Below are 24,305 nucleotides of genomic sequence, written 5' to 3' on the forward strand. Positions count from 1 at the left end.
CGGGTGCGAGGGTCACACCGGGTTCCTCGCGATGACCACCGGGCACTCGGCGTGGTGCAGCAGCGCGTGGCTGGTCGAACCGAGCACGGCACCGCTGAACGCGTGCCTGCCGTGCGAGCCCACCACGACGAGCTGCGCGTGCTTGGACTGCTCGATCAGCGCCAGGGCAGGTCGCTCGCGCACCACCACCCGGTGCACGGCCACACCCGGGTACCGGTCCACCACGGGTGCCAGGGTCTCGTCGATCAGCTTGTGGCCCGCTGCCGTCACCACATCGGCATCGACCACGTAGGGCACCGGGCTGAAGCCGGTGGCCAGCGTCCTGTCCTGCCAGGTGTGCACCGCCAGCAGCGGCACGTCCCTGCGCTGGGCCGCGTCGAAGGCGAACTCGATCGCCTCGGCGCCAAGCGAGTCGTGCACGCCGAGCACCACGGGGCCCGTGTTCGGCGTGCCGGAGCGCACCACAGCGGTCGGGCACCTGCCGTGCGCCGCCAGGGCGACCGCGGTCGAGCCGATGAACATGCCGGTGACCCCACCGATACCCCGCGAGCCCAGCACGATCAGCTGCGCCAGGCTGGACTGCTCGACCAGGGCCCGTACCGGCTGCGCCCGGGTGAACACCGTGCTCACGCTGATGGTGGGCGCGGCCGCACTGGTCACCTCCCAGGCCGCTTGCAGCTCGGACTTCGCCTGCTCCACCAGCGCCTCGTCGAAGGACCGGGGCAGCGGGACCAGGTGTGGCACGTCGGCCTGCACGGGCGGGCAGCACCGCACGATCACCAGGCTGACCCCCTTGCGCACGGCCTCGGCCGCTGCCCAGGCAGTCGCGCGCGAGGCCGACTCGGATCCGTCGTGCCCGACGACGATCGGCTTGTCGGTCATGGCTTCCTCGACTCGGTGCGGCTGACCAGGGTGCGAACGGGTGTTGTCACGGAGTCCTCCTCGATGTCGCCGGTCACCCCTCTATGTCACCTTGCGCGCACAACGACGTGCAGAGTCCAAAGGCCCGCTCCGGCGAGGTCCGGGGCTGGTGTCGACCAGGGCCGGTAAGCGGAATCCTCGGTGGTGAGCGAGAGGAGGTGCGTGGTGGGCGCACGCATGATCGTTGTCGGGGTCGACTGGTCGCGGTCGAGCCTGGGCGCGGTGCGCTGGGCGCTGGCCGAGTCGCAGCGCAGGGACTGCGAGGTCGAGGCCGTCACCGCCTGGCAGGCCGATCCGCTGGTCACGGGCCCGCCCCCGATCGTCGAGCCGGGCCACCGGTTGTCCCAGGCGGTCGAGGCGGTCTGCGGACCAGGGGCCCCCGCCGTACCGGTCCGCGAGGTGCTGTTGCCAGGCTGGGCGCCCGAGGTTCTCGAGGAACGCTCCAGGTACGCCGAACTCCTCGTGCTGGGCAGGCGCGGGTACACCAGGCTGACCGGAAAGCTGCTGGGCTCGGTCACCGCCCACTGCGTGCAGCACGCGCACTGCCCCGTCGCGATCGTCCCGGCCCCGGTCGAGCACAGGCCGGAGCCGCTGGGGTAGCGCCGTCAGCGGCGCGCCGGGCAGGCGACGTGTTGGCGACTTTTCGATCTCAGGAGGACAACGGCCTCCGCACGGACGAGTGATTGAGGGCCTGTGGCTGGTGATCCGCGGGCAGTTGCGGGGTAGGCAAGAGGAACAGGTGCTGTCGAACGCGCGTGTGGGGGTGTCATGCGAACACCGATTTTTGATCAACTCATGTTGGCCAGCGGGTTGGCGTGGATCGAGGAGTCCGACGGGCGGCTGAGCGTCGACCTGCTCCCGGCGGCCAGAACCGCGGAACAGGGCGAACCGGGGGTGCCCCGGTCCGGGAACACCCGTGAGCGGGGCGAGGTGACCGCCACCTCGGAGCGTGGCGGGACGACCGGTGCACCGTGAGGTCCGCGACTACTGCTCGCAGGGTGGGCACGCGTGCAGGATGTCCTCGGCCCGTATCACCGTCCGGGAGGCGCCCAGGTCGTCCTCGTGCTGCCGCACCGGTACCCAGGTCGTGCCGGTGTGCAGGTCGTGCAGGCAGTGACCGGACACGGTGCCGGTGGCCTCCGACAGCACCCGCTTCGCGGCGGCCGGCCCCCGCGGCGTGCTGTGCCAGCGGTGGCGGTAGCGGACCAGCCAGCCGCACGGGTACCCGCCCTCCCGCATTCTGGACTCCACTCGCCAGTTCTGACGGACCGGGCCCGAAGGTCCCGGCACGGCGGCAGTGTCGTCCGGTTCGCTGGTCATGATCCGCCCCCACGGCTGTCAGCGAGCTCCAGTCGTTCCACCGGCACCCTAGTGGACGCGGCCCACTGTGATCGACCGCCGGGGACTGGGGCGCGAGGAAACCCAGGGTAGGGGCCGCGCCGACAGCGGGGACACGACCGTGTGGGTGGTTCGTGCCCCGGCCCAACGGGTGCGCACGGGCGCGGTCACACCCGGAAGGCCGATGCCATTGGTCCGAACGGACCGAGGTCGAGTCGGTCAGGATGGCGCAGCTGTGAGCAGTTCGCCCGCCGTGGCCCAGTCCAGCTCCGGGCCGTCCCAGCACGGCAGCAGTGGGTCGAGTCGGCGCAGGCCGCACTGACCGACCCCGCACTGGATGTTGCGGTCCAGGTAGACCCGGATCCGGTGGGCGGGCACACCCCGCCGCAGCAGGGACTGGGCGGTGAACCGCGTCATCGGCTCCGGCCCGCACACGAAGGCCGTGGTCGTGGCGGGCTCCAGCGGCAGCCAGGCCAGCGGTTCGGTGACGAACCCGACCTGCCCTCGCCAACCCGCCGCCGTTATGTCCACTGTGGACACAACGGTCATGTCCTCCCGTTCGGACCACGCCGCCAGTTCGGGCCGGTAGACGAACTCGCCCGGGCTGTGCGCCCCGAGGACCAGGACCAGCCTGCGGTAGCGCCAGCGCTGGGCGAGGGCGGCCAGCACGACCGGGCGCAGCGCGGCCAGGCCGATCCCGCCCGCCACGACCAGCACGTCGCCCTGGGCCGCGACGGGCAGGTCCCAGCCCGTGCCGAACGGCCCGCGCACGCCGACCACCGCACCGGGCCGCGCGTGCCGCAGCGCCGTGCTCACGGGGTCGACCGCGCGCACCGTGTGCGCCAGCGTGCTGTCCACAGTGGAGGGATCGGCGCTGGTGGCGAGTGCGATCTCGCCGATCGACCCGGCGCGCACCATGGCGAACTGGCCAGGGTGGAACCGCGGGACGGCCCGGTCGAGCGGGGCGAGCCGCAGGGGCGCGGTGTCGGCGTTCTCCCTGGTGTTGCCGGTGACCACGTAGGGCGTGGGCGACAGGTGATCGAGGCTCACCGGTGCTGGCCGTACACGTCGAGCAGCCGCGCCCTGGTGGTCTGCAACCGGTCCAGCAGCACCGCGAGCAGGCACATCGCCAGGGGGTAGCCGAAGTTCGGGTCGTGGTCGGCGAGGGCGCGCAGCTGGCGGGTGTCCAGCGCGATCGCGGTGGTCGGGCTGAGGGCCACGGCGCCGAAGTGCCACTGGTGCGGCGGCACGAGCCAGGACCAGCCGACCACCTCACCTGGCCCGAGGGTCTGCACCACGACCGGTTCGCGGCCGGGCACCGCGGCGTCCACGGCCCGGTTCTCGAGTCCGTGTCACCAGCGGCCAAGTAACTCACGAGTAGAACGAGGCGAACTTCCCTCCTCCCTACTACTTCTGACACTCGTCAGTGTCAGAAGTAGACGATTCGACCGGCTCCGCCTGAGCATCGTGATCGACACTGCCGGGCGCGGACTCTCCTCCCTCAGCTGTCCAGTCTTCTGGGCGCGGGGGTTCGTAGCCCTGCTCGCGCGGGGCCGCCAGGATCGCGTCGACCGCGGCTTGCTGCATGGGACTGCCTCCTTCTGGGCTGATTCGACGCGCGCTTCGATGACGGCACGCTCTGCGGGAATGTCGAGCCAGCTCGTGTGCACCTCGGCGAGGGGGAGGCCGGCGTCTCGTGCCGTGCGCACGGTGAGCGAGAGATCGATCTGCGCGCCGAGGTAGGCCGCGGCCGCCTCCTTGATCATGGTGTAGGCGTGGTTCACCCTGCGGTTGACCGCCGCCAGTTCGGCGTGGTGGCGACTCACATGCGGTTGCGCGGTGAGGTCCATCCAGCGCAGGTCAAGGACGTCGCTCAAGGCGACGGCCTCGCCGATCTTCACTCCTATACGCGGCCACCAGCGCGCGGGTTGCTGTACATCGTCTCCCGCTGATGCCGAACTCGGTGGCCACCGCGGACTTCCCAGGGCCCCGGCAAAGTCACATACCCGCATCTCAGCGCCTTCAGATCGGGACGTGGCCATCAGCCCTTGCCCCTCCAAAGAGGACAGAGAGGTGTGCGGCCACAACCAGTTCCGAGGACAGCCATGTCAAGCTGCCATTGACAGCCTGAGACAGCGTCTAGCTGGCCGACCAGGTGCTCGTCCTGTCGTCGTCACCCGCTACCGTCGTCGAGACGCCGAAGGTCGACCGGCCTTCACCGCGGGACGCCGATCACCACTCGGGGCAGCGACGCCTTCGTCCGCCTCCGCACGGAGATCGCCCGCCCGATCCGCCGCTGAGGGGAATCCCGTGGACGACCTGCTGGAGATCGCCGCCGCCCTGCTGCCCGGCGTCCGCCTCGATCGAGCCGTCCCCGCGGTCGACGGCAACATCCACCACGTGCTGCTGATCCCCGGCGTCGCCGCCGTCCGGGTCAGCAAGCGCCCGTTGGCTGCGGCCGCCATGCCCCGGCGGATGGAGGTGTTGCGTCGGTTGGCCTCCGCCGGTCTGCCGTTTCAGGTTCCGGAGCCGTTGACCCCCGTCGCCATGTTCGGTGACCGCGCCGCTGTCGCCGTCTCGTGGATCGACGGCACCGCCCTGCCCGAAGGCGTCGGCTCCGTCGCCCAGATCGCCGAGGTGCTAGCGGCCGTCCGCGCTGTGCCTCTCGACGGTGATCTGCTGGCCGCACTCGACGGCCGCCCCGAGGGCCGCCACTGGTCGGAGATCATCACCTCGGACATCGTTCCCCGCCTGCCGGCCCGCTGGCAGCCCGAGGTCCTTCGCCGCCTCGACGCCGCACTGGCCCTGGAACCCGTCCCCGATGCCCTGGTGCACGGCGACCTCGGCGGCCCCAACGTCCACTGGTCGGCGGACGGTGGGTTGCTCGGCATCCTCGACTGGGACTTGGCCATGCCTGGCGACCCCGCCCTGGATGTGGCATTGATGGCCTGGCACGGCTGGGACACCGTTCGCCGGGCCGTCCCCGCCGAGGTGTTCCACCGGGCCCGCACCTGGGACGCCCTCCTCGGTGTCGGCCACCTTGTCGCGTGTATGAACGGCCGCCCCATGACGAACCCCGACGGCTTCGTCCGGGCCGTCGTGCCGTGGCTGGAGTCAGAAGCGAGCCGCCACCCCGAACGCCTCTCGTAGCCGGGCCGTCCCCCAGCGCCTGTTTCCGGACTTAGTGGGGGCGCGGGTCTGGAAGACGTGACAGAGGAACTCCTGGTAGATCGGACGTTGTCGAAGCACCGTTCCATCAGGAGTTCCGTTGCTATCGGGCCCGGTGCCTGCGGGTGACGCCACCGCGTGCGTCCCGTGCTGCCGGCTAGCCGCGACCCACTAACCCACGCGGCGTGTGCGCCGGTACCCATCGGATGTCACCGACGCGCAGTGGACGGTGCTGGACCCGCTGCTACCCGATCCAGCCTGGTTCGGCGGTCGTGGCGGCTGTCGGGGGAAGCACTGCCGCCGGGTGATTGTGGACGCGATCGTGTACGTGGTGGACAACGGCATCAAGTGGCGGGCCCTGCCGGCGGACTTCCCGCCCTGGCAGACGGTCTACAAACGGTTCGCGATCTGGGAGAAATCCGGTGCGACGCAACGGGTACTGGATGGGCTGCAGGACCGTGCCCGGCTGGCGGCGGGCCGGGTGGCGGCGCCGTCGGCGGCGGTGATCGACTCGCAGTCGGTCCGCGCGGCCGAGACCGTCAGCCGCGCCACTCGCGGGTGGGACGCGGGAAAGAAGGTCAACGCCCCGCAAGCGCCACATCGTGGTGGACACCGTCGGGTTCGTGCTGGCGGTGTTGGTGACGCCGGCCTCGATCCAGGATCGGGTCGCCGCCCGTGCACTGCTGCTGCGGCTGCGGGCCACGGTCGGTGACCGGATCCGGTTGGTATGGGCCGACGGTGGCTATACCGGCACCTTGCTGGAGTGGGCGCGGACAACGCTTGGCGTGGTGGTGGAGATCGTCAAACGCCCCGATCTGCCACGCTTCACGGTGTTGCCCCGTCGCTGGGTGGTGGAGCGGAGCCTGGCGTGGATCGTCGGTCACCGGCGCTGTGTCCGTGACTACGAACGACTTTCACACCACCACGAGGCGATGGTCCGCTGGGCCATGATCCGCATCACCAGTCGCCGGCTGACACAGAGCCCGTAGATCGGAAACGGGCACTGAGAACGTGAATTGCTCGTAGCTCGCTTGAACTGCCGAAACCCGACTTTGCCTGGGTTCTGGAGGTCTCTGGTCGTTGGGTTTCATCGGAATTTCATCGCTCGCCGCTAACTTTCGCCCCGTGATCTGGGCTGGTCCGGATGCCGCTGCAGGGCGGACCAGCCCAGGCCGATCGAACTGGGGAGATCGAGATGAAAAGGGCTTCAGTGCTAGTGGTCGGGTTACTGGTCGCCACGGGGGTGGCCTTGATCGAGGGGCCGCCCGCGCACGCCACCGCACCGTGTGAGGGGACCTACTCCATCGCGGTCGGCGGCACCGGCAGCCGGCCGAATACCGACCGCTTCCACAACCTGCAACTGGGACTACATCTGCGACTCCTCCGCGAATCCGTTGGACTACCCGCACAATCACATCGTCAACTACGACAACGACTGGGACGGCAACCACCACAACGACGTGGCCAACGAGTACTGGGGGAACAACCAGTGGTTCCCTAGGTAGCAGGCCAGTTCGGTGCCCCTGGCTCACCGCCGGGGGCACCAGTCTGTCGGCGTAGCGTTCGGGCAAGGGGAGTTGGGGCGCAAGCCGATCGAACCGGTTGCGTGCCGACCGCACACAGTGGTTCGGCCTGTGTTGTGTCGCCCTGCCGTTCGGCAGATCGGCGGATTCCGTCAGCGACAAGCCCGCCGCACGGCCGTGCCCGAACCTGCGTGTCCGCCGCACCAGCGTTCCGCCCGGGGGCCAACGTGATACGCGACGCCGCAGCCCCGGCGACCGTCCGCCCCCTCAGCCGAACTCATCATCGATGGCGGTGGCCACTGCGACTGGGTCCGCACCGCCGACGGCACCCTCTATCCCGCTCCCCAGGGCGAGTAGCGTGGCCTGGGGCCATGTGCCACACCGCCACACCACAAGATCATCGGTGGAACCAGGCCAAGACGGCTTGTCTGTATCGTTCACTGAGCCTTTTCCACCCTGGCCCGCGCCTCAGGTAGTGAGGTTGCCAAGCATGGGAAGAGTCGCTGGCAGGCCGGTCTGACCTGTGCTTCCAGTCCTACCCGACCACCTGACGGGCGTAGCGGAGCACGTGGTTGACCCGCGGAAACTGAGGTCGAAAAAGGTTCACTTTCATCTCGAATGTGATAGTTAATCCTTGATGCCGCTTTGATGCCGCTTTCCGACTTTCGTCGGGTACCCCGGGCCGACTCGGTCGCGTGACACTGAACTGCGTCTCATTTCCCCTGCATGCGGCCCTGTGTCGCGGAATCGAGCGATTGATGAAACTGATGAGACTGGGCTTTGCCGTGGTCGGCGCGGTGCTCGCACTGGCCGCACCGGCCGCGGCCTCAGGCGCCAACCCTGCCATCATCGGCGGCTCCTACGCCACCAGCGGGCCGTGGGCGGCCCGGATGTTCGTGGATGGCCAGCAGGCCTGCTCGGCCACCATCATCGCGCCGACCTGGATCCTGACCGCGCGGCACTGCGCCGAGGCAGGCAACAGCTACTCGTTCCGGGTGGGCAGCCTGGACCAGACCACCGGCGGGACCGTGGCCAACGGAGTGGACGCCGTGATCAACCCCAACGGCGCCGACCTGGCCCTGATCCAGTTGGACCAGAGTGTGCAGGCCACCTACTCCCCGCTGGGCGGTACCGGTGACGTGTCGGTCGGCCAGACCGTGCAGGTCTACGGCTGGGGCGCCACCAGCCGCTGCGGCTCGGAGATCAACTGCCAGTCGCGGCGGCTCAAGGTGGCCAGCGTGCGGGTGAACTCGGTGAACTCCCAGGACAACTTCGGCGGGGTCTCCGTGCAGGCCACATACGGCAACGGCATCACCGCGGGCGGGGACTCCGGCGGCCCGATGTTCAGCAACGGCCGCCAGGTCGGCGTGGCCTCCACCAGTGACCGGCAGAGCGTCACCGACTACACCAACATCACCCGGTACCGGACCTGGATCCGCCAGGTCGCCGGCGTCTGAGCCGATGGTGGGTGGCCCACCCCGGTGGGCCACCCACCACTTCAGTTCCAGTGGATCACGGCGTTCTGGTAGGCCCGTTCCCCGGGTTGGCGGCCTACAGCAGCCGGGCGACGTGCTCGGCGAGATCGATCAGCCGGCTGGTGTAGCCGCGCTCGTTGTCGTACCAGCCGAACACCTTCACCAGGTGCTCGTCGGCCTTGGTCAGCGAGGCGTCGAACACGCAGGAGGACGGGTCGCCGATGATGTCGCGGGACACGATGGGGTCCTCGGTGCAGCGCAGGTAGCCCTTGAGGTGGCTGGCGGCCGCGGTCGCGAACGCCCGGTTCACCTGCCCCACCGTGGCGGGAACCGCCAGCTGCGCGGACAGGTCGACCAGGGAGCCGTCGGCCACCGGCACCCGGATCGCCACCCCGTCCACCCGGCCGGCCAGCTCGGGGATCACCTCGCCCACCGACCGGGCGGCGCCGGTGCTGGTCGGGATGATGCTGATGGCCGCCGACCGGCCGCGCCGCAGGTCGGAGTGCGGGGCGTCGACGAGCACCTGGTCGTTGGTGTAGCTGTGGATCGTGGTCATCTGTGCCCGGACCACGCCGAACGTCCGGTGCAGCACCCGCACCATCGGCGCCACGCAGTTGGTGGTGCACGAGGCGTTGGAGATCACGTGGTGCTCGTGCGGGTCGTACTCGTCCTCGTTCACGCCGAGCACCACCGTGACGTCCACGCCCTTGCCAGGTGCGGACAGCAGCACCTTGCGCACCCCGTGGCCCAGGTGCCCGGCCGCGTCCTGCCTGGCGCGGAACCGGCCGGTGGACTCGATCACCACGTCCACGCCCACCTCGTGCCACGGGATGTCCTGCGGTTGGCGCTCGGCCCACACGCGGACGCTGTGCCCGTCCACGGTCAGCCACTCCTCGTCGTTGTCCACCGGCAGCGGCAGTGGGCCGTAGGTGGAGTCGTAGCGCAGCAGGTGCGCCAGGGTCCCCACCGGTGCCAGGTCGTTGACGGCCACCACCTCGACCACCTCGCCGCCGCGCGCCAGCGCGCAGCGCAGGAAGTCCCGGCCGACCCGGCCGAACCCGTTGATGCCGATCCGCTTCACCACGTCCTGTTCCTCTCAGCACTCGAAGGAGCCGAACACCTCGTCCAGCGGGCGCCGTGGCGTCGCGGGCAGCGGGGCGCTGCGCACCGGTGCCCAGCCCACCCGCAGCACGACCTGCGGGTAGCCGAACCCGCCCAGCACCCGGTCGCGGACCAGCGTCCTGGTGTCGGGCAGTTCGAACACCTGGCTCAACGGGCAGGTCGCGAGCCGGAAGTCGGTGGCCGCGAGCAGCACCGCGCTCATCGCCTCCCCGGCCCGCAGGCGCCACACCACGTCGTCGCGCGCCGTGGCCAGCACCAGCAGCGCGCCCGCGTCGGATTCCTCGCCCGCGGGCTCGGTGAGCAGCCCGTTGGGGAAGGCCCGCATCGTGGTGTCCTCGTGCCGACGGCCCGAGGCGGGGATGACGGTGGCGGGCACGCCCTCCACCACGAACGGGCTGCGGCCGGTCCACGTGGCCAGTTCGGCGGCGTACTCGCTGTCGGCCTCCTGCCGCAGCGCCGCCTTCGCCATCGCGGAGGCGAGCTGGAACCGGGCGGTGGCGTCCGTGGCCGCCACCAGTGCCGATCCCTGGTCGGATGCCACGATGGCCAGCTCGTCGAGCAGTGCGACCGGCACCTCCCAGGAGCTGTAGCCGCGGCGGTCGGTGTGCCGCCGCGGGATGGCCGCGGCCAGTTCGACATCGCGGCGCTCGGGCTCCTTGCTGTGGAACTCCACGGCCGCCAGGTGGTCGGGACGGTTGGGGTTGGGCAGTCGGTGCACCGTGCTCGCCCAGCCCTCGGCGGCCAGCGCGACCTGGAGGTGGTGCAGGCTCGCCCCGCAGCTGAGCAACAGGTCCCTGCCCTCCGGGTCGGTGGCGGGCAGCAGCCGCGAGGCGTCGGCGAACAGGTGCAGCGAGTGCTCAGCCGCCCGCCAGCGCCAGGGCTGCGAGTTGTGCAGGGACGGCGCCCTGGTCGCCAGCGCGACCGCCGAACGGATCGTCTGCCGGTCAGGACCGTTGGCCATGGCCGCTCACCTCTCCCGTGCCGAGCGCAGCAGCAGGCCGCGCTCGGCCGAACCGATTTCCGACCGGACCGCGCCGACCGCGTCCGGGTTGACCGACACCGAGGTGATGCCCATGCGCACCAGCCGCTCGGCGAAACCCGGTCTGGTGGACGGGGCCTGGCCGCACAGCGAGGTCGTCATGCCCGCCTCGGTGGCGGCGCGCACGATCCGCTCGATCATGTCCAGCACCGCGGGATCGGACTCGTCGAACAGCTCGGCACACAGCTGGGAGTCGCGGTCCACCCCGAGCACCAACTGGGTGAGGTCGTTGCTGCCGATGGAGATCCCGTCCACACCCAGCCGCGCGTACTCGGGGATCCAGTAGGCCGCCGAAGGCACCTCGGCCATGACCCAGCGGTGCAGGCCGCGCTGGGCGCCCAGCGGGCTGGCGTCCACGACGCGCAGGCACTCCCGCAGTTCCCAGCAGGTCCGCACGAACGGCAGCATCAGGTGCAGGTTCGGGGTCTGCTCGCGGACCGCGGCCAGCGCGTCGAGCTCCAGGCCGAACAGCTGCGGCTCGCGCACGTACCGGTAGCAGCCCCGGTAGCCGATCATCGGGTTGGCCTCGACCGGCTCGAACCGCTCGCCGCCCGCCAGCGCGCGGAACTCGTTGGTGCGGAAGTCGGTGGCCCGGTACACCACCGGGCGCGGGGCGAAGGCCGTGGTGATCCGCAGCAGCGCCTCGCTCATCCGTGCCACGAACTCCGCGTCCCCGCCCGCGGCCAGCAGCTGCCTGGGGTGCTCGCCGCCCAGGGCCTGGGTGAGGATGAACTCCGCTCGCAGCAACCCGACCCCGTCCACCGGCAGCGCGGCGACCTCCTCCGCGCGCTCGGGTACCGCGAGATTGACGTACACCTTGGTGCCCAACGACTCCGGTGCCCACCCGGCCGCGGTCGGACGGGGTTCGGTGCGGGCCGGCCGGTCCAGCCGGCCGGCGAGCACCTCGCCCGTGGAGCCGTTCACGGTGACCAGGTCACCGTCGCGCAGCCGGGTCGTGCCCTCCCGGGTGCCGACCACGCAGGGCACGCGCAGCTCGCGGGCCACGATCGCGGCGTGGCAGGTCATGCCCCCGCCGTCGGTGACCAGGGCCGCCGCCCTGCGCATGACGGGCACCCAGTCGGGACTGGTCATCCGGGCGACCAGCACCTCGCCGTCGAGGAACTGCCCGCCCTGGCAAGGATCCGACAGCACGCGCACCCGGCCGGTGGCCGTACCGGGGGAGGCCGCCAGCCCGCGGGCCAGCACACCGCCGTCGGTCAGCGTGGTGATCGGCCTGGCCTGGACCAGCCAGGTCCTGCCCTCGGCGATGGCCCACTCCACGTCCTGCGGGCAGCCGTAGTGCCGCTCGGCCTCGGCGGCCAGCCGGGCCACGGCGATCGCCTCGTCCTCGGTGAGCACCTGCTCCGCGCCCTCCTCCGGGGACAGGTCCACGCGCAGGTCGTGTCCGGAGGGGCCGCGCACGATCTTGAACCGCTGCCTGCCCGTCCGGGTGTCCAGCAGCCGAGGGCCGTTCTTGTCCAGCACGTAGGTGTCCGGCTCCACGGCCCCGCTGACCACGACCTCGCCGAGCCCGAACGCGGCCTCGACGACGATCCGGTTCCTGTCCTGAGTGGACGGATCGGCGGTGAACGCCACGCCGGACCGTTCCGAGTCCACCATCCGCTGCACCACGACGGCGATCGCGGGCTCCTCGGCCATGCCGCGGTTCGCCCGGTACGCCACGACCCGCGCGCCGAACAGCGAGGCCCAGCACTCGGTCAGCCGGGCCAGCACCTCCTGCACGCCGATGACGTTGGTGTACGTGGCGTTCATGCCCGCGAACGAGGTGTCCGCCCCGTCCTCGGAGGTCGCCGAGGACCGCACCGCCACGGGCTGGTCCGCGCCCAGCTCCCGGTACGCCCGCTCGACCTGCTCGCGCACCTGCTGGCTGACGCCCGCCTTGTGCACCAGCGCCCGCACGCGCTCGCAGGCCGCGGCCAGTTCGGGGGAGGAGGCCGCGGCCATGGCCTGGTCGAAGGCTGCGCGGACCTCCTCGTGCAACCCGGCCGACTCCAGCGAGTCGAGGTAGGCCCGCACGGTCACCACGAAGCCCTCCGGCACGGGCAGCCCCGCGCGGGTCAGCTCGCCGAGGTTGGCGCCCTTGCCACCGGCGATCGCGGTGTCCTCCTTGCCCAGTGCGGCGAATGCCTTGGTGTAGTGGGACATCTCAGCCTCGCACCAGGTCCCGCAGCCGCTGGTACTCCTGCTCGTCGATCTCACCCTTGGCCAGCCGTTCGGCCAGCACCTCCTGCGGGGTTCGCCGGGCGAACTGCCTGTGTCGCAGCACCACCACGATCACCGCGACCAGGCCGCCCCAGAACAGGAGCATGCCCAGGGTCATCGTCAGCGGCACCAGCCACCCGGCCTCGGACCCGTAGTACCAGGGCATCATCGTGCACCTCCGCTCTCGTACCTCCAGCCTCGCAGCGCACGAAGGTGACTTGGCAGAGCTGAAAGCCCTCGCCCGGTCCTGGACCGGTGAGGACTTCGGACCCTGCGAACCAGGTGCGGTCGCGAGCTAGACAGACAGGGCCAGTGCCGTGAGTACGAGGAGGAGCCATGCACGCGAGACCCGGCGATTGGCTGGTCGTCGACCGATCCGGCTGTGGGCTGCCGCCCCGCAGGGCGCTGGTCCTGGAGGTCCACTCCCCGGACGGCGCGCCGCCCTACCACGTCCGGTGGCTGGACACCGAGCACGAGGGCGTGGTGTTCCCCGGTGAGGACGCGCACGTCGAGCACGCTCCGAGTGCGGAGCGGCCCGCCAGCGGAAAGTGAGCACTGCTCAGAACTTGAACGCGCGGCACCGTATCGAAGATCGGACTCGGCGCCCAGCGCCGGGCAGGCTCGCGGCCGTCAGAGCCACCACGACGGCCGCGAGCCAGATCAGGGGAGTGACGGTGCACCCGGTGCCGGGCAGCCGCGGCACCTCGTGCCCGGCGCCCCCGACGTGCGCCCCGGCACCGGCTCCGTCAGGGGCGGCGTGCGCTCCCCGGCCGACACCGAGGTACGGGTCGGGTGGCGCGGTCGCGCCAACGTCCCCGAGTCGACCACGCTGCCGCGCAGGCGTCCCAGCAGGTCGATCACCTCACCGGCCACGTCCGTCATGCGGAGAGACTAGAGGGCGGGCCCGGTCCACCAGGAGTGTCCAAAGACCCCGTCGGACGGAATCTGCGGACCCTGGAGGCGGGGCAGCGGCGGGACCAGCATCGAGTCCATGACCGGATCCGATGTGGACCGTTCCTGGACCGAGCACGAGGCGAAGTTCTCACCTCCGCAGCGGTTCGAATTGCCGGACCTGACCGAGTTCGGTGCGGGCGAGGCCGAGACGCGGGTGCTGGACGCCACCTACCACGACTGCGCCGACCTCCTGCTGCTGCGCGCTGGGATCACCCTGCGCCACCGCACCGGGGACGGCGGTCCCAGGTGGACGCTCAAGGTGCCCGACTCGGTTGACGGCGCCGAACTCGTGCGGCGGGAACTGATCTTCCCCGGCGCCGCGGGACAGCCCCCGGCGGCCGCCGTCGACCTGGTGCGTGCGCACCTGCGCGGCCGCGCGCTGGCGCCGGTCGCCGCGCTGCGCACCGTGCGGACCCGAATCCCCTTGCGCGGCAATGGCGAAACCCCGTTGGCCGAGGTCGTCGACGATCTCGTCACGGCCACCCGCGGTGGGCGCCCGGTCGCCGCGTTCCGCGAGGTCGAAGTGGAACTGCTCACCGAGCTGCCCGTCGCGCACCGCCTGCTGGACGAGGTCGTCGACCGGTTGGTGCACGCCGGCTGCCTGCTGCGCTCTGCCCAGCCCAAGCTCGTGCGCGTGCTGGGCGCCGCACCGCCACAGCCGCCCGCACCGCGGTCGGGCGGCAAGCACCCGACCGTGCGCGAGGCGGCCCAGCAGGCCTTCGCCAGGTCGGCGGCAGCCCTGGTCCGGCACGACCTCGGTGTGCGCCTGGGCGAGGACCCCGAGGCCGTGCACCAGTTCCGGGTCGCGGCCAGGCGGTACCGGTCGGATCTGCGGACCTTCGCCCCCGTGCTGGAGGCCGACTGGCGTGCGCACGTGCAGGCCGAACTGGGCTGGCTCAGTGCCCAGGTGGGGCCCGTCCGCGACGACGACGTGCTGGTGCAGCGGCTTCGGCGGCAGGCCCGGTCACTGCCAGCCTGCGACGCCGAGGCGGTGGAACTGCTGCTCACCGAGCTGTGCGCACACCGGGCCCGTGCCCGCGAACGGATGCTGGACGCCCTGCGCGGCACCCGGTACGACCGCCTGCTCGACTCGGTGGAGAATCCGCGTCTCACCGAGCACACCGGCCAACTGGACGAGCTGGTCGCCAGTCAGTGGAAACGCCTCGCCCGGGTGGTCCGGGGCACCAGCGCGGAACCGGCCAACCAGGAGTTCCACCGCATCCGGATCCGCACCAAGCGGTGCCGCTACGCCGCCGAGGCCGCGTACGGTCGGCACAACGCGCGACTGGCCAGGGCGCTGGCGCGATTACAGGACGTGCTCGGTGACCACCAGGACGCCGTGCTCGCCGAGTCCTGGCTGCGCTCGATGGCCCAGGCCCTGCCGCAGTGCGCGGTGGCCGCCGGTGAACTCCTCGCCCTGCAACGCGGTGAACGCGCCCGCTGCCGGGTCGAGTGGGCGGCGGCCTGGCAGGACGCCGTGCACCACTACCGCCACCGCTGACCGGACCGACCACCGCTGGAAGGGGCACAACCGTGCGACAGAGCCAGGTCCAGGCAGTGAAGACCACCGACGGGGGCGTGATCCCGCGACAGGCGCCCTGGACGCAGTGGTGGACGTGGACAGCCTGCTGACCCACTCCCGTGCGAGCACGCACACCCGAGGCTGATGACCGTGAACGGAGTTGCCATGCGAACCCAGCGAGCAGCACAACCCGCGCCGCTGATCACCGTACAGACCAACGGCCTGGTCGACGAGCACACCGCCGAGCACGTGCGCGGCAGGATCGCCGAACTCGCCCGCTACGCGCACCGCCCCATCGACTGCGGGACCGTCTGGTTCTCCCAGCCCGGCGCTCGATCCAGGGCCGCGATCATCGGACACGCCACGCTCCTGGTCGGCGGCATCCAGCTCGTCGCCTTCGCCACGGGTGCGACGGTGCGACAGGCCGCGGACCAGGTCCGCACCGCACTGCGCAGGCAACTGGTCGACCTCGCACACCACCGGCGCGCCCGCGTCGGGCCGAGGACCGTGCCGTCCCGGGTGCTGGTCCGCCACGTCACGACCATGCCCGGCTGTGCCTCACCCGAGCAGGCCGTCCTGGAACTGGTGCGGGCCGGTCAGCGGTTCGGGCTCTACCTGGACACCTCGACCGACCGGGACAGCGCCGTGTGGCGCACCGCCGAGGACGGTTACGGGTTCGCGGCCAACACCGATGACGCGCTCGTGCTCAGCGAGGCTTGCGCGATCGAGCGGCTGGAGCTGACCGGCGAGCCCTCCCTGTTCTTCCGGGAGCGGACCAGCCAGCGCGGCCGCCTGCTGTACCGCAGGGACGGCGACTACGTGCTGCTGCACCCGGCAGCCTGATCACCGCCGACGGCCCCAGCGCAGGTACGCCAGCGGCCCCAGGAAGTTCACCGCGATCACCGCGGCCCACATGCCCTTGCGCCCGGTGACCTCCGAGGCCGGTCGCATGGCCAGATCCAGCCAGGCGACCCCGGCCAGGGTGAACTGCGCCGCGCCCAGCACGATCACCGCGCGCCGCTGTCCAGGTGTCAGGTCGTGCCAGCTCTGGTGCCGCACCACACGTGCTCCTTCCGCTCGGATCCGCTCACGAGCCCACTCCGGCCAGGAAGTCGACCTGCCTGGCCACCGCGACCGCGTGGTCGGCGTAGCGCTCGTAGTACCTACCGACCAGTGTGACGTCCATTGTGTTCTCCGCACGGCGGTCCCCGCACAGCACCGCTTCGTACAGCTGCCGCTGCAACTCGTCCATGCGGTCGTCGTCGCGGTCGGCCAGCTGGCCGCTGCGCCCTCCTGGGTAGCCAACGCAGTCGCGCACCTCGCTGACCAGGTGCTGGGCGACCACGCTCATCCGGCGCACCAGCGACCGCAGGTCAGCCGGGACGACCGACTCGGGGTAGCGCAGCAGGGCCGTCTCGGCCACGTGGCGTGCGAGGTCCCCCATGCGTTCGAGGTCCCCGCTCATGCGCAGCGCGGCGACGAGCACCCGCAGGTCGGCGGCGACCGGCTGCTGGGTGGCCAGCACCGTGAGCACCCGTTCGTCGATCTCCGCGCGCAGGGCGTCGATCGTGGCGTCCTCGGCGAGCACCTGCTCGGCCAGCGCGCGATCGGGGTCCAGCAGCGCGGCCGTCGCCCGGCCCATCGCCGCCTCGACCAGGTTCAGCATGCCGATCAGCTGCTCGTGGAGCTGGTCGAGTTCATGGCGGAAGGTGGTGCGCATGGGGCCTCCAGGTGGTGGAAGGGAGTGGCGCAGGCCAGGGCGGCCTGCTCGGCGGCACCCGCAACGGGGCCGCTGGTGTCGATGACCCCGGCCCGCGGCCAGGGGTGGAAGTGCGCCGCCATCACCCCGGCGATCCCGGTGGTCGCGTCGGAGGGGTCCGCGGTGCGAGTGCGGATGCGCGCGTCGGCGAGTGCCCGCGGCACGCGGCACTCCAGCTCCACGAGCGCGGCCGATACCGCGTGGGCGAGCTCACCGGCCCGCTCGCGCTCGGCCGCGTCGCGCCAGCTCGCGTCGAGGACAACGCTCTCCCCGTGGCCGAGCAGGTGTCGAGCACGCCGCAGCAACTCCTGGTACGTCCGCGCGGTGTGCGCGGGGGAGTACAGGCCCTGTTCCCAGCCCGATGCGCTGGGGGCCAACGGGTTGCGGTCGGCGATCTCCTTGCGGACCCGGTCCGAGCGCAGCAGCACCGCGCCGATCCGGTCGGCCAGCGCGCCCCCCAGCGTGGACTTGCCGGTGCCGGGCTGACCGCCGACGAGGACCAGCCTGGGCGCGGCCGCCCGCAGGTGCCGCCGCGCGATGTCGGCCAGCAGCCGCGCCTGCTCGGCCTGCCCCGCGGCGCCCTGGGCGTGGCGCAGGCAGGCCACCTTGGCGCGCACCACGGCCCGGTAGGCGATGTAGTGGTCGGTCAGCGAGGGTGGGCACGGCATGCCGCTGAATTCCTGGTACTGGGCCAGGAACCACGCGGCCAGGTCGCGGCGGTCCAGCCGCTCCAGGTCCATGGCGAGGAAGGCCGCGTCGTCCAGGCCGTCCACCCAGCGCAGCCGGTCGTCGAACTCCAGGCAGTCCAGGGCTCTCGGACCGTCCGGCAGGCAGAACACGTCCTCGGCCAGCAGGTCCCCGTGCCCGTCGCAGACGGCCCCGGCGGAGATCCGTGCCCGGAACAGCGGTTCCCGGCCGTCCAGGTACCGCTGCGCCAATGTGGTGATCTCCGCGAGCACCTCGGCCCGCAGCGGTTCGCCGGTGGCGGTCCGCAGCTCGGCCAGCGTCGAACCCCACCGCTCGCGCAGCGCCCGCACGGACCCCGCCTCCTCGATCCGCGGGCCGCGTTCGGCGCGGGCGTGGAACGCCGCCAGCTGACGCGCGAGATCGCGCAGTTGCCCGCGCACCTGCGCCCCCGACCTGACCAGCGCGGCAAGGCTGCGCTCGGCCGGCATGCGGCGCATCACCACCAGCCACTCGCACGGCGTGCCCTCGGTGTCCAGCACTTCCGCGACTCCGAGGTACACGTCCGGCGCCAGGCGTCGGTTGAGCTCCACTTCCCGGTGGCACACCGCGCGTCGTGCCTCGGGCGTGCTGAAGTCGAGAAAGCCCAGTGCCACCGGTTTTTTCATCTTGTACGCCCGGTCGCCCAGGAAGAACACCGTGGCGCAGTGCGTCTCCCGCACCTGCGTCGGGAACTGGGATGTGCTCTCGTACGCCATGCGTTTCACCGTGCCCGGTCCGACGGTGGTCCTGGCAGTGACTGCGGACTCCACGGGCAGGGACCAAGTCCCCTAACGGCCCGTCAGCCCCCGACCGGCGCGAGTCGTGCGCAGATCGTGTCGGTCCAGCGCGCGATCTCCGCCCAGTCCCGGAAGTCACCGAAGTGCCCGCCCGCCGCGCGGAAGGCCAGCCTGCCCCACCACGGCATCTGCTCGGGCCGCACCACCCCGGTGAACAGGGCGCAGTCCTCCGGGTGCACCGCGCTGGCCAGCCCCTCGAACACCTTCTGCTTCTCCCGCAACGCCAGCGCCCGCATCCGGCCGTGCAGCGCACCCGGCAGGCCCACCCCGAACAGCCACACCGGTCGTGCGCCCAGGGCGTCGCGATACTCCCGCAGGAAGCTGATCGCCTCCGGCAGCCACGCCTGGTTGTGGATCGCGCTGCCCAGCACCACCGCCTGGAACCCCGCCGGATCCGGCGCCCGGTCCGCAGAGCAGAGCAGCACCTGGTGCCCCTGCGCGCTCACGTCCGCCGCGATGTGCTCGGCTATCTCCTCGGTCGATCCTCCCTCGCTCGCGTAACCGACCAGCACCGTCATGACCCACCTCCTGCCCGACCCGCCTGGCTGTTGCTGGACCCAGGCTAGGAACCGCCGGACCACCACCGGCAGTGCCGGGATGCCCAGCGCGGCAGTGCCTTCCGACCCCGTCCGGCCATGGGCTCCGCCGCCAAGGGCCACTGGACTGGCTCCTTGTGTGCTCTTGCCGATGTGACTACGCATGTCTTGCGCGACAGAACGAGTACGGAGGTCAGCCGATGCCCGACTCGGCGAGTGGCAGACACCCGATCGACCTGTCCGGCCTGCGGCTGAACGAACTGCTCACCGAGCTCTCCACGCAAGTCGCCGAACTGAACACGGCCAAGGGCCAGGTGCAGGGCCTGCTGGACGCCGTGGTGGCGGTCTCCAGCGGACTGGAACTGGACTCGACCCTGCACAGGATCGTCGTGGCCGCGACCGAACTGGTCGACGCCGAGTACGGGGCACTGGGTGTGCTCGGCGCCGACGGCAGGCTGTGCACCTTCGTCACCGTGGGCATCGAGGCGCCGACTCGCGCACTGATGGGCCCGCTGCCCACCGGCCACGGACTGCTGGGCACGCTGATCGCCGACCCGCGACCGCTGCGGATCACCGGGCTGTCGACGCACCCCTCCTCGGCGGGGTTCCCGCCGCACCACCCGCCGATGCGCACCTTCCTGGGCGTGCCGGTGCGGATCAGCGGGGAGGTGTTCGGCAACCTCTACCTCACCGACAAGCGCGGTGGCGGGGCGTTCACCGCCGCCGACGAGCGGGTCGTGGAGGCCCTCGCCGCGGCGGCCGGGATCGCGGTGGACAACTCCCGGCTGTTCGAACAGGCCCAGTCCAGGCAGCGCTGGCTGGAGGCCACCACGGACCTGGCCACCGAACTCCTGTCCGGCGTGGCGCAGGGCGAGGCGCTGAACCTGGTGGCCCGCCGCGCGGTGGACCTGGCCCGTGCGGACGCGGCACTGCTGCTGCTGACCCCGCCGGAGCAGCGGGACCGGCTGGTGGTGCAGGCCTGGGCGGGGAACATCGACGGGGCCGTGGGTGGCCGCTGTCTGTCCAGTGCGGACGCGCTCATCGCGGAGGTCCTCGCCACCGGGGTGCCGGTGATCGAGACGGACCTGGCGCACAACCGGGCCGACAGCGCTCTCGGCGGCCTGCTCACCGACTTCCAGCGCACGATGGCCGTGCGGATGCGGTCGGGGGAGCACATCACCGGGGTGCTGATCGTGTTGCGGGGCAAGGGACGCCCGCCGTTCCGGCACGAACAACCGCCGCTGCTGGCCTCCTTCGGCAGCCAGGCCTCACTCGCACTGGAACTGGCGGTCAAGCAGAGCAGGGCACGCCGACTCGCCCTCGTCGCCGACCGCGACCGGATCGGTGGGCAACTGCACGGCCACGTGCTGCAACGGCTGTTCGCGGCCGGTATGCGGTTGCAGTCCCTGGTGCCGACCGTCACCGGTGCGACGGGCCGCCGCCTGACCGAGGTCATCCGCGAGCTCGACGACGTGATCATGACCATTCGCACCTCCATCTTCGACCTGGACCCGGCACCGCCGGCCGGTGTCCGGGACCTGCGGAGCACCCTGCTCGGCCTGGTGGTCGAGATGACCGCGCACACCGACCTGAGACTGACCACCCGCGTGCGCGGACCGGTGGACACCGAGGTACCCGGTGATGTCGCCGAGCTGATCTCGGCCGTGCTGCGCGGTGCGCTCGCCGACACGCTGCGCGGCGATCGGGCCACCGAGGCCGAGGTCCTCATCGAGTTCGGTGACGACCTCGTGCTGGAGGTGACCTGCGACGGGACCGCCACCACCCAGGACAGGCTGGCGGAGCTGCGGGGCCGGGTGGCTGAGGCCGGGGGTGGGCTCAGCCACGCGGCGGGTGCGGTGCGGCTGCTGGTGCCGCTGCCGAAAGCGGGTTCGTCTGCCGCGCCCTGAGCTGGATCCCGCCCGCGTCCCGGGGTTGGGCGGTCAGCGACGAGGCGCCCACAGCAGCTTGTCCGCCTGGGCGACCAGGTACGTCGCCGCGCCGATCACCGCCACCACCAGCCAGGCACCGGTACTCGGCGGCGCCGTGTGGAACAGCTCGTTGCCCACCGGCAGGAAGGTGATCGCGGCCTGGAGCAGCGCCATCAGGCCGACACCGCCGATCAGCCACCAGTTGCGGCCCACCGCGCGCAGGTGGTCCAGGCTGCGGCAGCTGAGCAGGTAGCCGATCTGAGCCACCACGAACACCGCCATCGCGGTCGTGCGCGCGGCAGCGGTGCTCGCCCCGGTCCACAGCTGCCACTGGAACGCCGCGAACGAGGCCGTGACCAGCAGCAGGCCGACCAGCACGATCCGGCGGACCAGATCGCCGGACAGCAGCGACCGGCCGGGTGGTCGCGGCGGCCGGGCCATCACACCCGGTTCCACGGACTCGAACGCCAGCGGCAGGCCGAGCAGCACGGCAGTGGTCATGTTGATCCACAACACCTGTACGGGGAGCAGGGGCAGCGTCACGCCCGCGAGCACGGCGACCATCAGGACCACGCCCTCGGCGATGTTGGTCGGCAGTGTCCAGGCGATGAACTTGCGCAGGTTGTCGTACACGGCGCGGCCCTGCTCGACCGCGGCCTCGACGCTGGCGAAGTTGTCGTCGGCCAGCACCACGTCCGCGGCCAGCTTGGCGGCGTCGGTGCCGGTCAGCCCCATCGCCACCCCGATGTCCGCGCGGCGCAGGGCGGGCGCGTCGTTCACGCCGTCCCCGGTCATCGCCACCACGTGCCCGCGCCGTTGCAGCAGTTCCACCAGCCGCAGCTTCTGCTCCGGCGACACCCGCGCGAGCACCTTCGCGGCCAGCAACTCCTCCTCGTCCGCGCGGCCGACCTCAGGCCCGGACAGCACGGTGTCCTCCGGGCCGAGGAGCCCGAACTCGGTGGCCTCCGCCCGCGCCGTCGCCGCGTGGTCGCCAGTGATCATCTTGACCTCGACGCCCGCCTCCCGGCACGCGGCCACGGCTGCGACCGCCTCCGGCCGCGCGGGATCGAGCATGGCCTGGAAACCCACCAGCACGAGGTTGTGCGGTATGAGGTCCTCGACGGATCGCGGCGTGAACCTGGCCAGCGCCAACACGCGAAGACCGCGGGCTGCCTCCTGCTCGGCCCGCGCGTACGCGACCGCGGTTCGGACCGGGCCGATGACCTCGTTCGGTCCCAGCTCGCGGTCGCACAGCGGCAGCACCCGCTCGGGCGCGCCCTTCACGTAGCCGACGAGTCCCGCCGGACCGTCGTGCACGGTGACCATGAGCTGGGCGCTTGCGTCGAAGGGCAGGCTCGCCAGCCGCGGGTAGCGCGCCCGCACCCGCTCGACGGACAGCCCCGCCGAGGACGCCGCACCGAGCAGCGCGCCCTCGGTCGGGTCGCCGATCACCTCCGCGTCCGAGCCGATCGCGGCGTCGTTGCACAGGACACCGGCCAGCAGGCACTCGTGCTCGTCCTCCGCCAGGACGGTCCGCACCGTCATCCGGTTGGCGGTCAGGGTTCCCGTCTTGTCGGTGCAGATCACCGTTGTGCTGCCCAGGGTCTCGGCGGCGGGCAGGCGGCGCACGATGGCGTGGCGGCCCGCCATCCGCACGACGCCGACGGCCAGCACGATGGTGACCGCCGCGGGCAGTCCCTCCGGGATCGCGCCGACCGCCATCGCGACGGCGGCGGTGAACACCTCGCCGACGGGCTGCCCGCGCAGCAGGCCGACCACGAACGTCACCGCCGCCAGCACCGTGATGGCGAGGGCGAGCTGGCGGCTGAACCGGGCCAGCTGACGGGTCAGCGGGGTGACCGGTGGCCGTGCCGCCGCCACGAGGTCGCTGATCGCGCCCAACTCGGTGTCGCCACCGGTCGCGGTGACCAGCACGGTCCCGTCCCCGCCGGTCACCAGCGTTCCGGCGTGCACCATGTCCGTCCGGTCGGCCACCGGCGTGCCGGGAGGCAGGTCGCCCGGCTGCTTGAGGACCGGCACCGACTCACCGGTCAACGCGGACTCGTTGACCAGCAGACCGGTGGCCGTCAGGACCCGGCAGTCCGCGGGCACCTGGTCGCCGGGGGCCAGCAGCACCGCGTCGCCGGGGACCAGGTCCTCGGCCCGCACGCGGGTGACGACACCGTCGCGCAGGGCGCGGACCCACGTCGGGCACATGCGGACCAACGCCGCGAGCGCGTGCTCGGCGCGTGCTCGCTGCACCTGCCCGATCACGGCGTTGACCAGGACGACGCCGAGGATCACCGACGCGTCGACCGGCTGGCCCAGCAGCACCGAGACGGCCGCGGCCGCCAGCAGCACGTAAACCAGCGGATCCCTCAACTGTTGGAGGAAACCCGCGAACGCGCCGGGACGCGGCGGGGCAGGAAGCAGGTTGGGCCCGTGCGCGGTCAGGCGCAGTGCGGCCTCCTGGCTGGACAGACCGGTTGGTGCCGCTGCCGCAGCCACCTCACGGCCACCGCCGCCGTCAACGATCGGCGACCCGCTCATGGCAGCCTCCTTCGACCCGTGCGCCTTGTCGCACTCGACTTATCGCACTCGACCGCGGGCCCGCCCAGCAGAGGACAAAGCCCCGGCGCGGTCCGGCCGAACGGCGTGAACCCTGCGGAGGGGCGAAGGTCCCGACTGGGCAGGGCCTGCCGCCGCTGTGCGCGGGGCACTGTTGCGGCCACTGTGGGACCGAATTCGGGAAGGGGAACAGTGATGGATGCCAAGGGAAAGGTCGTAGTCGGCGTGGACGGCTCCCAGGCAAGCGTGGACGCCCTGCGCTGGGCACTGGAGGAGGCCAGACGCAGGGACGCTGAGGTGCACGTCGTCACGGCGTGGCACACCGATCCGCCACCGGTCGAAGGCCCGCCACCGGTGGTCGGCATGCCCTACCACGCGGCGGAGGAAGCGCTGACGGCGCAGCAGGCCCAGCAGGACCAGGCCATGGCCTGTGTCGCGGGCGAGGCACAGGGCATGACCGTGTACCGGCACATGGTCAGCCAGTGGCCGCCGCGCGCCCTGGTGCACCTGTCGACCGGTGCCGACCTGCTCGTCCTCGGGCGGCAGGGCCACTCGTGGGTGGCGGAGAAGCTGCTCGGATCGGTGAGCGCGTACTGCCTGCGGCACGCGCGCTGCCCCGTCGTGGTCGTCCCGGCCCGCAAGCCGGTCCAGCAGGAGCGTCCCAACCCGGTGGTGGTCCAGGCAGCCCCGGAGCCGCTGTACTGAT

Annotated in this window: 24 protein-coding genes and 2 pseudogenes; 11 read left to right on the plus strand and 15 right to left on the minus strand. The window is 71.7% G+C overall.

Going from position 1 to position 24,305, the window contains the following annotated elements; translation table 11 throughout:
- Nucleotides 1-12: 12 nt before the first annotated feature.
- Nucleotides 13-882, minus strand: coding sequence for a universal stress protein (locus KALB_RS17960; protein WP_025357102.1), 870 nt, complete (start codon nucleotides 880-882; stop codon nucleotides 13-15).
- A gap of 204 nt (nucleotides 883-1,086) precedes the next feature.
- Between KALB_RS17960 and KALB_RS17965 the strand changes: the two genes are divergently transcribed.
- Entirely contained in the window at nucleotides 1,087-1,521 is a 435-nt protein-coding gene (locus tag KALB_RS17965; RefSeq protein WP_025357103.1) for a universal stress protein, read from the plus strand.
- Nucleotides 1,522-1,689: 168 nt separating this feature from the next.
- Complete coding sequence (locus tag KALB_RS17970; RefSeq protein ID WP_148309509.1) at nucleotides 1,690-1,896, plus strand: hypothetical protein; 207 nt, start codon at nucleotides 1,690-1,692, stop codon at nucleotides 1,894-1,896.
- A 9-nt stretch (nucleotides 1,897-1,905) separates the two neighbouring features.
- Here the strand turns inward: KALB_RS17970 and KALB_RS17975 are convergent, their stop codons facing one another.
- From KALB_RS17975 to KALB_RS17990, 4 genes are all read right to left on the minus strand, one after another.
- Entirely contained in the window at nucleotides 1,906-2,160 is a 255-nt protein-coding gene (locus tag KALB_RS17975) for a hypothetical protein (protein ID WP_025357105.1), read from the minus strand.
- A 318-nt stretch (nucleotides 2,161-2,478) separates the two neighbouring features.
- A complete protein-coding gene (locus KALB_RS17980) occupies nucleotides 2,479-3,309 on the minus strand; it encodes an FAD/NAD(P)-binding protein (RefSeq protein WP_025357106.1) in 831 nt (276 codons plus the stop codon).
- Nucleotides 3,306-3,590, minus strand: a complete 285-nt coding sequence (locus KALB_RS17985; RefSeq protein ID WP_025357107.1) for a cyclic nucleotide-binding domain-containing protein — start codon at nucleotides 3,588-3,590, stop codon at nucleotides 3,306-3,308. Before KALB_RS17985 ends, KALB_RS17980 begins: the two co-directional genes overlap by 4 nt.
- 21 nt (nucleotides 3,591-3,611) lie before the next feature.
- Nucleotides 3,612-4,160, minus strand: a complete 549-nt coding sequence (locus KALB_RS17990; protein WP_025357108.1) for a hypothetical protein — start codon at nucleotides 4,158-4,160, stop codon at nucleotides 3,612-3,614.
- Nucleotides 4,161-4,569: 409 nt separating this feature from the next.
- Here KALB_RS17990 and KALB_RS17995 point away from each other — a divergent pair, with 409 nt between their 5' ends.
- The 4 genes and pseudogenes from KALB_RS17995 (at nucleotide 4,570) to KALB_RS18005 (ending at nucleotide 8,407) form a co-directional block, all read left to right on the plus strand.
- Entirely contained in the window at nucleotides 4,570-5,409 is an 840-nt protein-coding gene (locus tag KALB_RS17995) for a phosphotransferase family protein (RefSeq protein ID WP_025357109.1), read from the plus strand.
- Between the two features lie 205 nt (nucleotides 5,410-5,614).
- Nucleotides 5,615-5,854 (plus strand): annotated as a pseudogene (locus KALB_RS50195) (transposase); the annotation flags it as partial.
- Between the two features lie 151 nt (nucleotides 5,855-6,005).
- Nucleotides 6,006-6,416, plus strand: a pseudogene (locus KALB_RS48535) (transposase); the annotation flags it as partial.
- Between the two features lie 1,292 nt (nucleotides 6,417-7,708).
- Nucleotides 7,709-8,407 carry a S1 family peptidase gene (locus tag KALB_RS18005; protein WP_411931104.1) on the plus strand — a complete coding sequence of 233 codons (699 nt, stop codon included), beginning with the start codon at nucleotides 7,709-7,711 and terminating at the stop codon, nucleotides 8,405-8,407.
- A 94-nt stretch (nucleotides 8,408-8,501) separates the two neighbouring features.
- On the opposite strand, the gene gap is transcribed toward KALB_RS18005, so the two are convergent.
- Genes gap through KALB_RS18025 form a run of 4 tightly spaced genes read right to left on the minus strand, consistent with a single transcriptional unit; the run spans nucleotide 8,502 to nucleotide 12,975 of the window.
- Entirely contained in the window at nucleotides 8,502-9,509 is a 1,008-nt protein-coding gene (gene gap, locus KALB_RS18010) for a type I glyceraldehyde-3-phosphate dehydrogenase (protein ID WP_025357111.1), read from the minus strand.
- 12 nt (nucleotides 9,510-9,521) lie between these two features.
- Nucleotides 9,522-10,508 carry an Acg family FMN-binding oxidoreductase gene (locus tag KALB_RS18015; protein WP_025357112.1) on the minus strand — a complete coding sequence of 329 codons (987 nt, stop codon included), beginning with the start codon at nucleotides 10,506-10,508 and terminating at the stop codon, nucleotides 9,522-9,524.
- Nucleotides 10,509-10,514: 6 nt separating this feature from the next.
- Nucleotides 10,515-12,752, minus strand: coding sequence for a phosphoenolpyruvate synthase (gene ppsA, locus KALB_RS18020; protein ID WP_025357113.1), 2,238 nt, complete (start codon nucleotides 12,750-12,752; stop codon nucleotides 10,515-10,517).
- Between the two features lies 1 nt (nucleotide 12,753).
- On the minus strand, nucleotides 12,754-12,975 hold the full coding sequence (locus KALB_RS18025) for an SHOCT domain-containing protein (protein ID WP_201771936.1): 222 nt from the start codon (nucleotides 12,973-12,975) through the stop codon (nucleotides 12,754-12,756).
- 170 nt (nucleotides 12,976-13,145) lie between these two features.
- Between KALB_RS18025 and KALB_RS18030 the strand changes: the two genes are divergently transcribed.
- The gene (locus tag KALB_RS18030; RefSeq protein WP_025357115.1) at nucleotides 13,146-13,361 is read left to right on the plus strand and encodes a DUF1918 domain-containing protein; all 216 of its coding nucleotides are present in this window, start codon (nucleotides 13,146-13,148) and stop codon (nucleotides 13,359-13,361) included.
- A gap of 108 nt (nucleotides 13,362-13,469) precedes the next feature.
- Here the strand turns inward: KALB_RS18030 and KALB_RS46555 are convergent, their stop codons facing one another.
- Nucleotides 13,470-13,691 (minus strand): hypothetical protein, encoded by a 222-nt coding sequence (locus KALB_RS46555; RefSeq protein WP_030110220.1) that lies wholly within the window; start codon nucleotides 13,689-13,691, stop codon nucleotides 13,470-13,472.
- Between the two features lie 109 nt (nucleotides 13,692-13,800).
- On the opposite strand from KALB_RS46555, the gene KALB_RS18040 reads away from it, so the two are divergent.
- Both KALB_RS18040 and KALB_RS18045 read left to right on the plus strand, forming a co-directional pair.
- Nucleotides 13,801-15,264 (plus strand): CYTH and CHAD domain-containing protein, encoded by a 1,464-nt coding sequence (locus KALB_RS18040; protein WP_025357117.1) that lies wholly within the window; start codon nucleotides 13,801-13,803, stop codon nucleotides 15,262-15,264.
- Between the two features lie 186 nt (nucleotides 15,265-15,450).
- On the plus strand, nucleotides 15,451-16,128 hold the full coding sequence (locus KALB_RS18045; RefSeq protein ID WP_025357118.1) for an HPF/RaiA family ribosome-associated protein: 678 nt from the start codon (nucleotides 15,451-15,453) through the stop codon (nucleotides 16,126-16,128).
- On the opposite strand, the gene KALB_RS18050 is transcribed toward KALB_RS18045, so the two are convergent.
- The 4 genes from KALB_RS18050 to KALB_RS18065 form a co-directional block, all read right to left on the minus strand.
- A complete protein-coding gene (locus KALB_RS18050) occupies nucleotides 16,129-16,347 on the minus strand; it encodes a PLDc N-terminal domain-containing protein (protein WP_025357119.1) in 219 nt (72 codons plus the stop codon).
- A 25-nt stretch (nucleotides 16,348-16,372) separates the two neighbouring features.
- Nucleotides 16,373-17,005: a phosphate signaling complex protein PhoU gene (gene phoU / locus KALB_RS18055; RefSeq protein ID WP_030109587.1), complete on the minus strand. Its 633-nt coding sequence runs from the start codon at nucleotides 17,003-17,005 to the stop codon at nucleotides 16,373-16,375.
- Entirely contained in the window at nucleotides 16,957-18,486 is a 1,530-nt protein-coding gene (locus KALB_RS18060) for a bifunctional aminoglycoside phosphotransferase/ATP-binding protein (RefSeq protein WP_148309510.1), read from the minus strand. The genes phoU and KALB_RS18060 overlap by 49 nt, the downstream gene beginning before the upstream one ends.
- Nucleotides 18,487-18,569: 83 nt before the next feature.
- The gene (locus KALB_RS18065) at nucleotides 18,570-19,085 is read right to left on the minus strand and encodes a flavodoxin domain-containing protein (protein WP_025357121.1); all 516 of its coding nucleotides are present in this window, start codon (nucleotides 19,083-19,085) and stop codon (nucleotides 18,570-18,572) included.
- Between the two features lie 218 nt (nucleotides 19,086-19,303).
- Between KALB_RS18065 and KALB_RS18070 the strand changes: the two genes are divergently transcribed.
- Nucleotides 19,304-21,010 (plus strand): sensor histidine kinase, encoded by a 1,707-nt coding sequence (locus tag KALB_RS18070; protein WP_025357122.1) that lies wholly within the window; start codon nucleotides 19,304-19,306, stop codon nucleotides 21,008-21,010.
- Nucleotides 21,011-21,043: 33 nt separating this feature from the next.
- Here KALB_RS18070 and KALB_RS18075 read toward each other — a convergent pair whose 3' ends face one another.
- Nucleotides 21,044-23,581: a cation-translocating P-type ATPase gene (locus KALB_RS18075; protein WP_025357123.1), complete on the minus strand. Its 2,538-nt coding sequence runs from the start codon at nucleotides 23,579-23,581 to the stop codon at nucleotides 21,044-21,046.
- A gap of 213 nt (nucleotides 23,582-23,794) precedes the next feature.
- Here KALB_RS18075 and KALB_RS18080 point away from each other — a divergent pair, with 213 nt between their 5' ends.
- Nucleotides 23,795-24,304 carry a universal stress protein gene (locus tag KALB_RS18080; RefSeq protein ID WP_025357124.1) on the plus strand — a complete coding sequence of 170 codons (510 nt, stop codon included), beginning with the start codon at nucleotides 23,795-23,797 and terminating at the stop codon, nucleotides 24,302-24,304.
- Nucleotide 24,305: the final 1 nt, after the last annotated feature.

The sequence above is a fragment of the Kutzneria viridogrisea DSM 43870 genome (assembly GCF_000525635.1).
In the GTDB taxonomy this organism is placed as follows: domain Bacteria; phylum Actinomycetota; class Actinomycetes; order Mycobacteriales; family Pseudonocardiaceae; genus Kutzneria; species Kutzneria viridogrisea.

Excerpts from the sequence above, each read along its gene's own strand:
- KALB_RS18060 (WP_148309510.1), bottom strand. The coding sequence starts at position 18,486 with ATGGCGTACGAGAGCACATCCCAGTTCCCGACGCAGGTGCGGGAGACG.
- KALB_RS18015 (WP_025357112.1), bottom strand. The coding sequence starts at position 10,508 with ATGGCCAACGGTCCTGACCGGCAGACGATCCGTTCGGCGGTCGCGCTG.
- KALB_RS46555 (WP_030110220.1), bottom strand. The coding sequence starts at position 13,691 with ATGACGGACGTGGCCGGTGAGGTGATCGACCTGCTGGGACGCCTGCGC.
- KALB_RS18075 (WP_025357123.1), bottom strand. The coding sequence starts at position 23,581 with ATGAGCGGGTCGCCGATCGTTGACGGCGGCGGTGGCCGTGAGGTGGCT.
- KALB_RS17960 (WP_025357102.1), bottom strand. The coding sequence starts at position 882 with ATGACCGACAAGCCGATCGTCGTCGGGCACGACGGATCCGAGTCGGCC.
- KALB_RS18030 (WP_025357115.1), top strand. The coding sequence starts at position 13,146 with ATGCACGCGAGACCCGGCGATTGGCTGGTCGTCGACCGATCCGGCTGT.
- KALB_RS17975 (WP_025357105.1), bottom strand. The coding sequence starts at position 2,160 with ATGCGGGAGGGCGGGTACCCGTGCGGCTGGCTGGTCCGCTACCGCCAC.
- KALB_RS18080 (WP_025357124.1), top strand. The coding sequence starts at position 23,795 with ATGGATGCCAAGGGAAAGGTCGTAGTCGGCGTGGACGGCTCCCAGGCA.
- KALB_RS18040 (WP_025357117.1), top strand. The coding sequence starts at position 13,801 with ATGACCGGATCCGATGTGGACCGTTCCTGGACCGAGCACGAGGCGAAG.
- KALB_RS18005 (WP_411931104.1), top strand. The coding sequence starts at position 7,709 with ATGAAACTGATGAGACTGGGCTTTGCCGTGGTCGGCGCGGTGCTCGCA.
- ppsA (WP_025357113.1), bottom strand. The coding sequence starts at position 12,752 with ATGTCCCACTACACCAAGGCATTCGCCGCACTGGGCAAGGAGGACACC.
- KALB_RS18065 (WP_025357121.1), bottom strand. The coding sequence starts at position 19,085 with ATGACGGTGCTGGTCGGTTACGCGAGCGAGGGAGGATCGACCGAGGAG.
- KALB_RS18025 (WP_201771936.1), bottom strand. The coding sequence starts at position 12,975 with ATGCCCTGGTACTACGGGTCCGAGGCCGGGTGGCTGGTGCCGCTGACG.
- phoU (WP_030109587.1), bottom strand. The coding sequence starts at position 17,005 with ATGCGCACCACCTTCCGCCATGAACTCGACCAGCTCCACGAGCAGCTG.
- KALB_RS17970 (WP_148309509.1), top strand. The coding sequence starts at position 1,690 with ATGCGAACACCGATTTTTGATCAACTCATGTTGGCCAGCGGGTTGGCG.
- KALB_RS18045 (WP_025357118.1), top strand. The coding sequence starts at position 15,451 with ATGCGAACCCAGCGAGCAGCACAACCCGCGCCGCTGATCACCGTACAG.
- KALB_RS18070 (WP_025357122.1), top strand. The coding sequence starts at position 19,304 with ATGCCCGACTCGGCGAGTGGCAGACACCCGATCGACCTGTCCGGCCTG.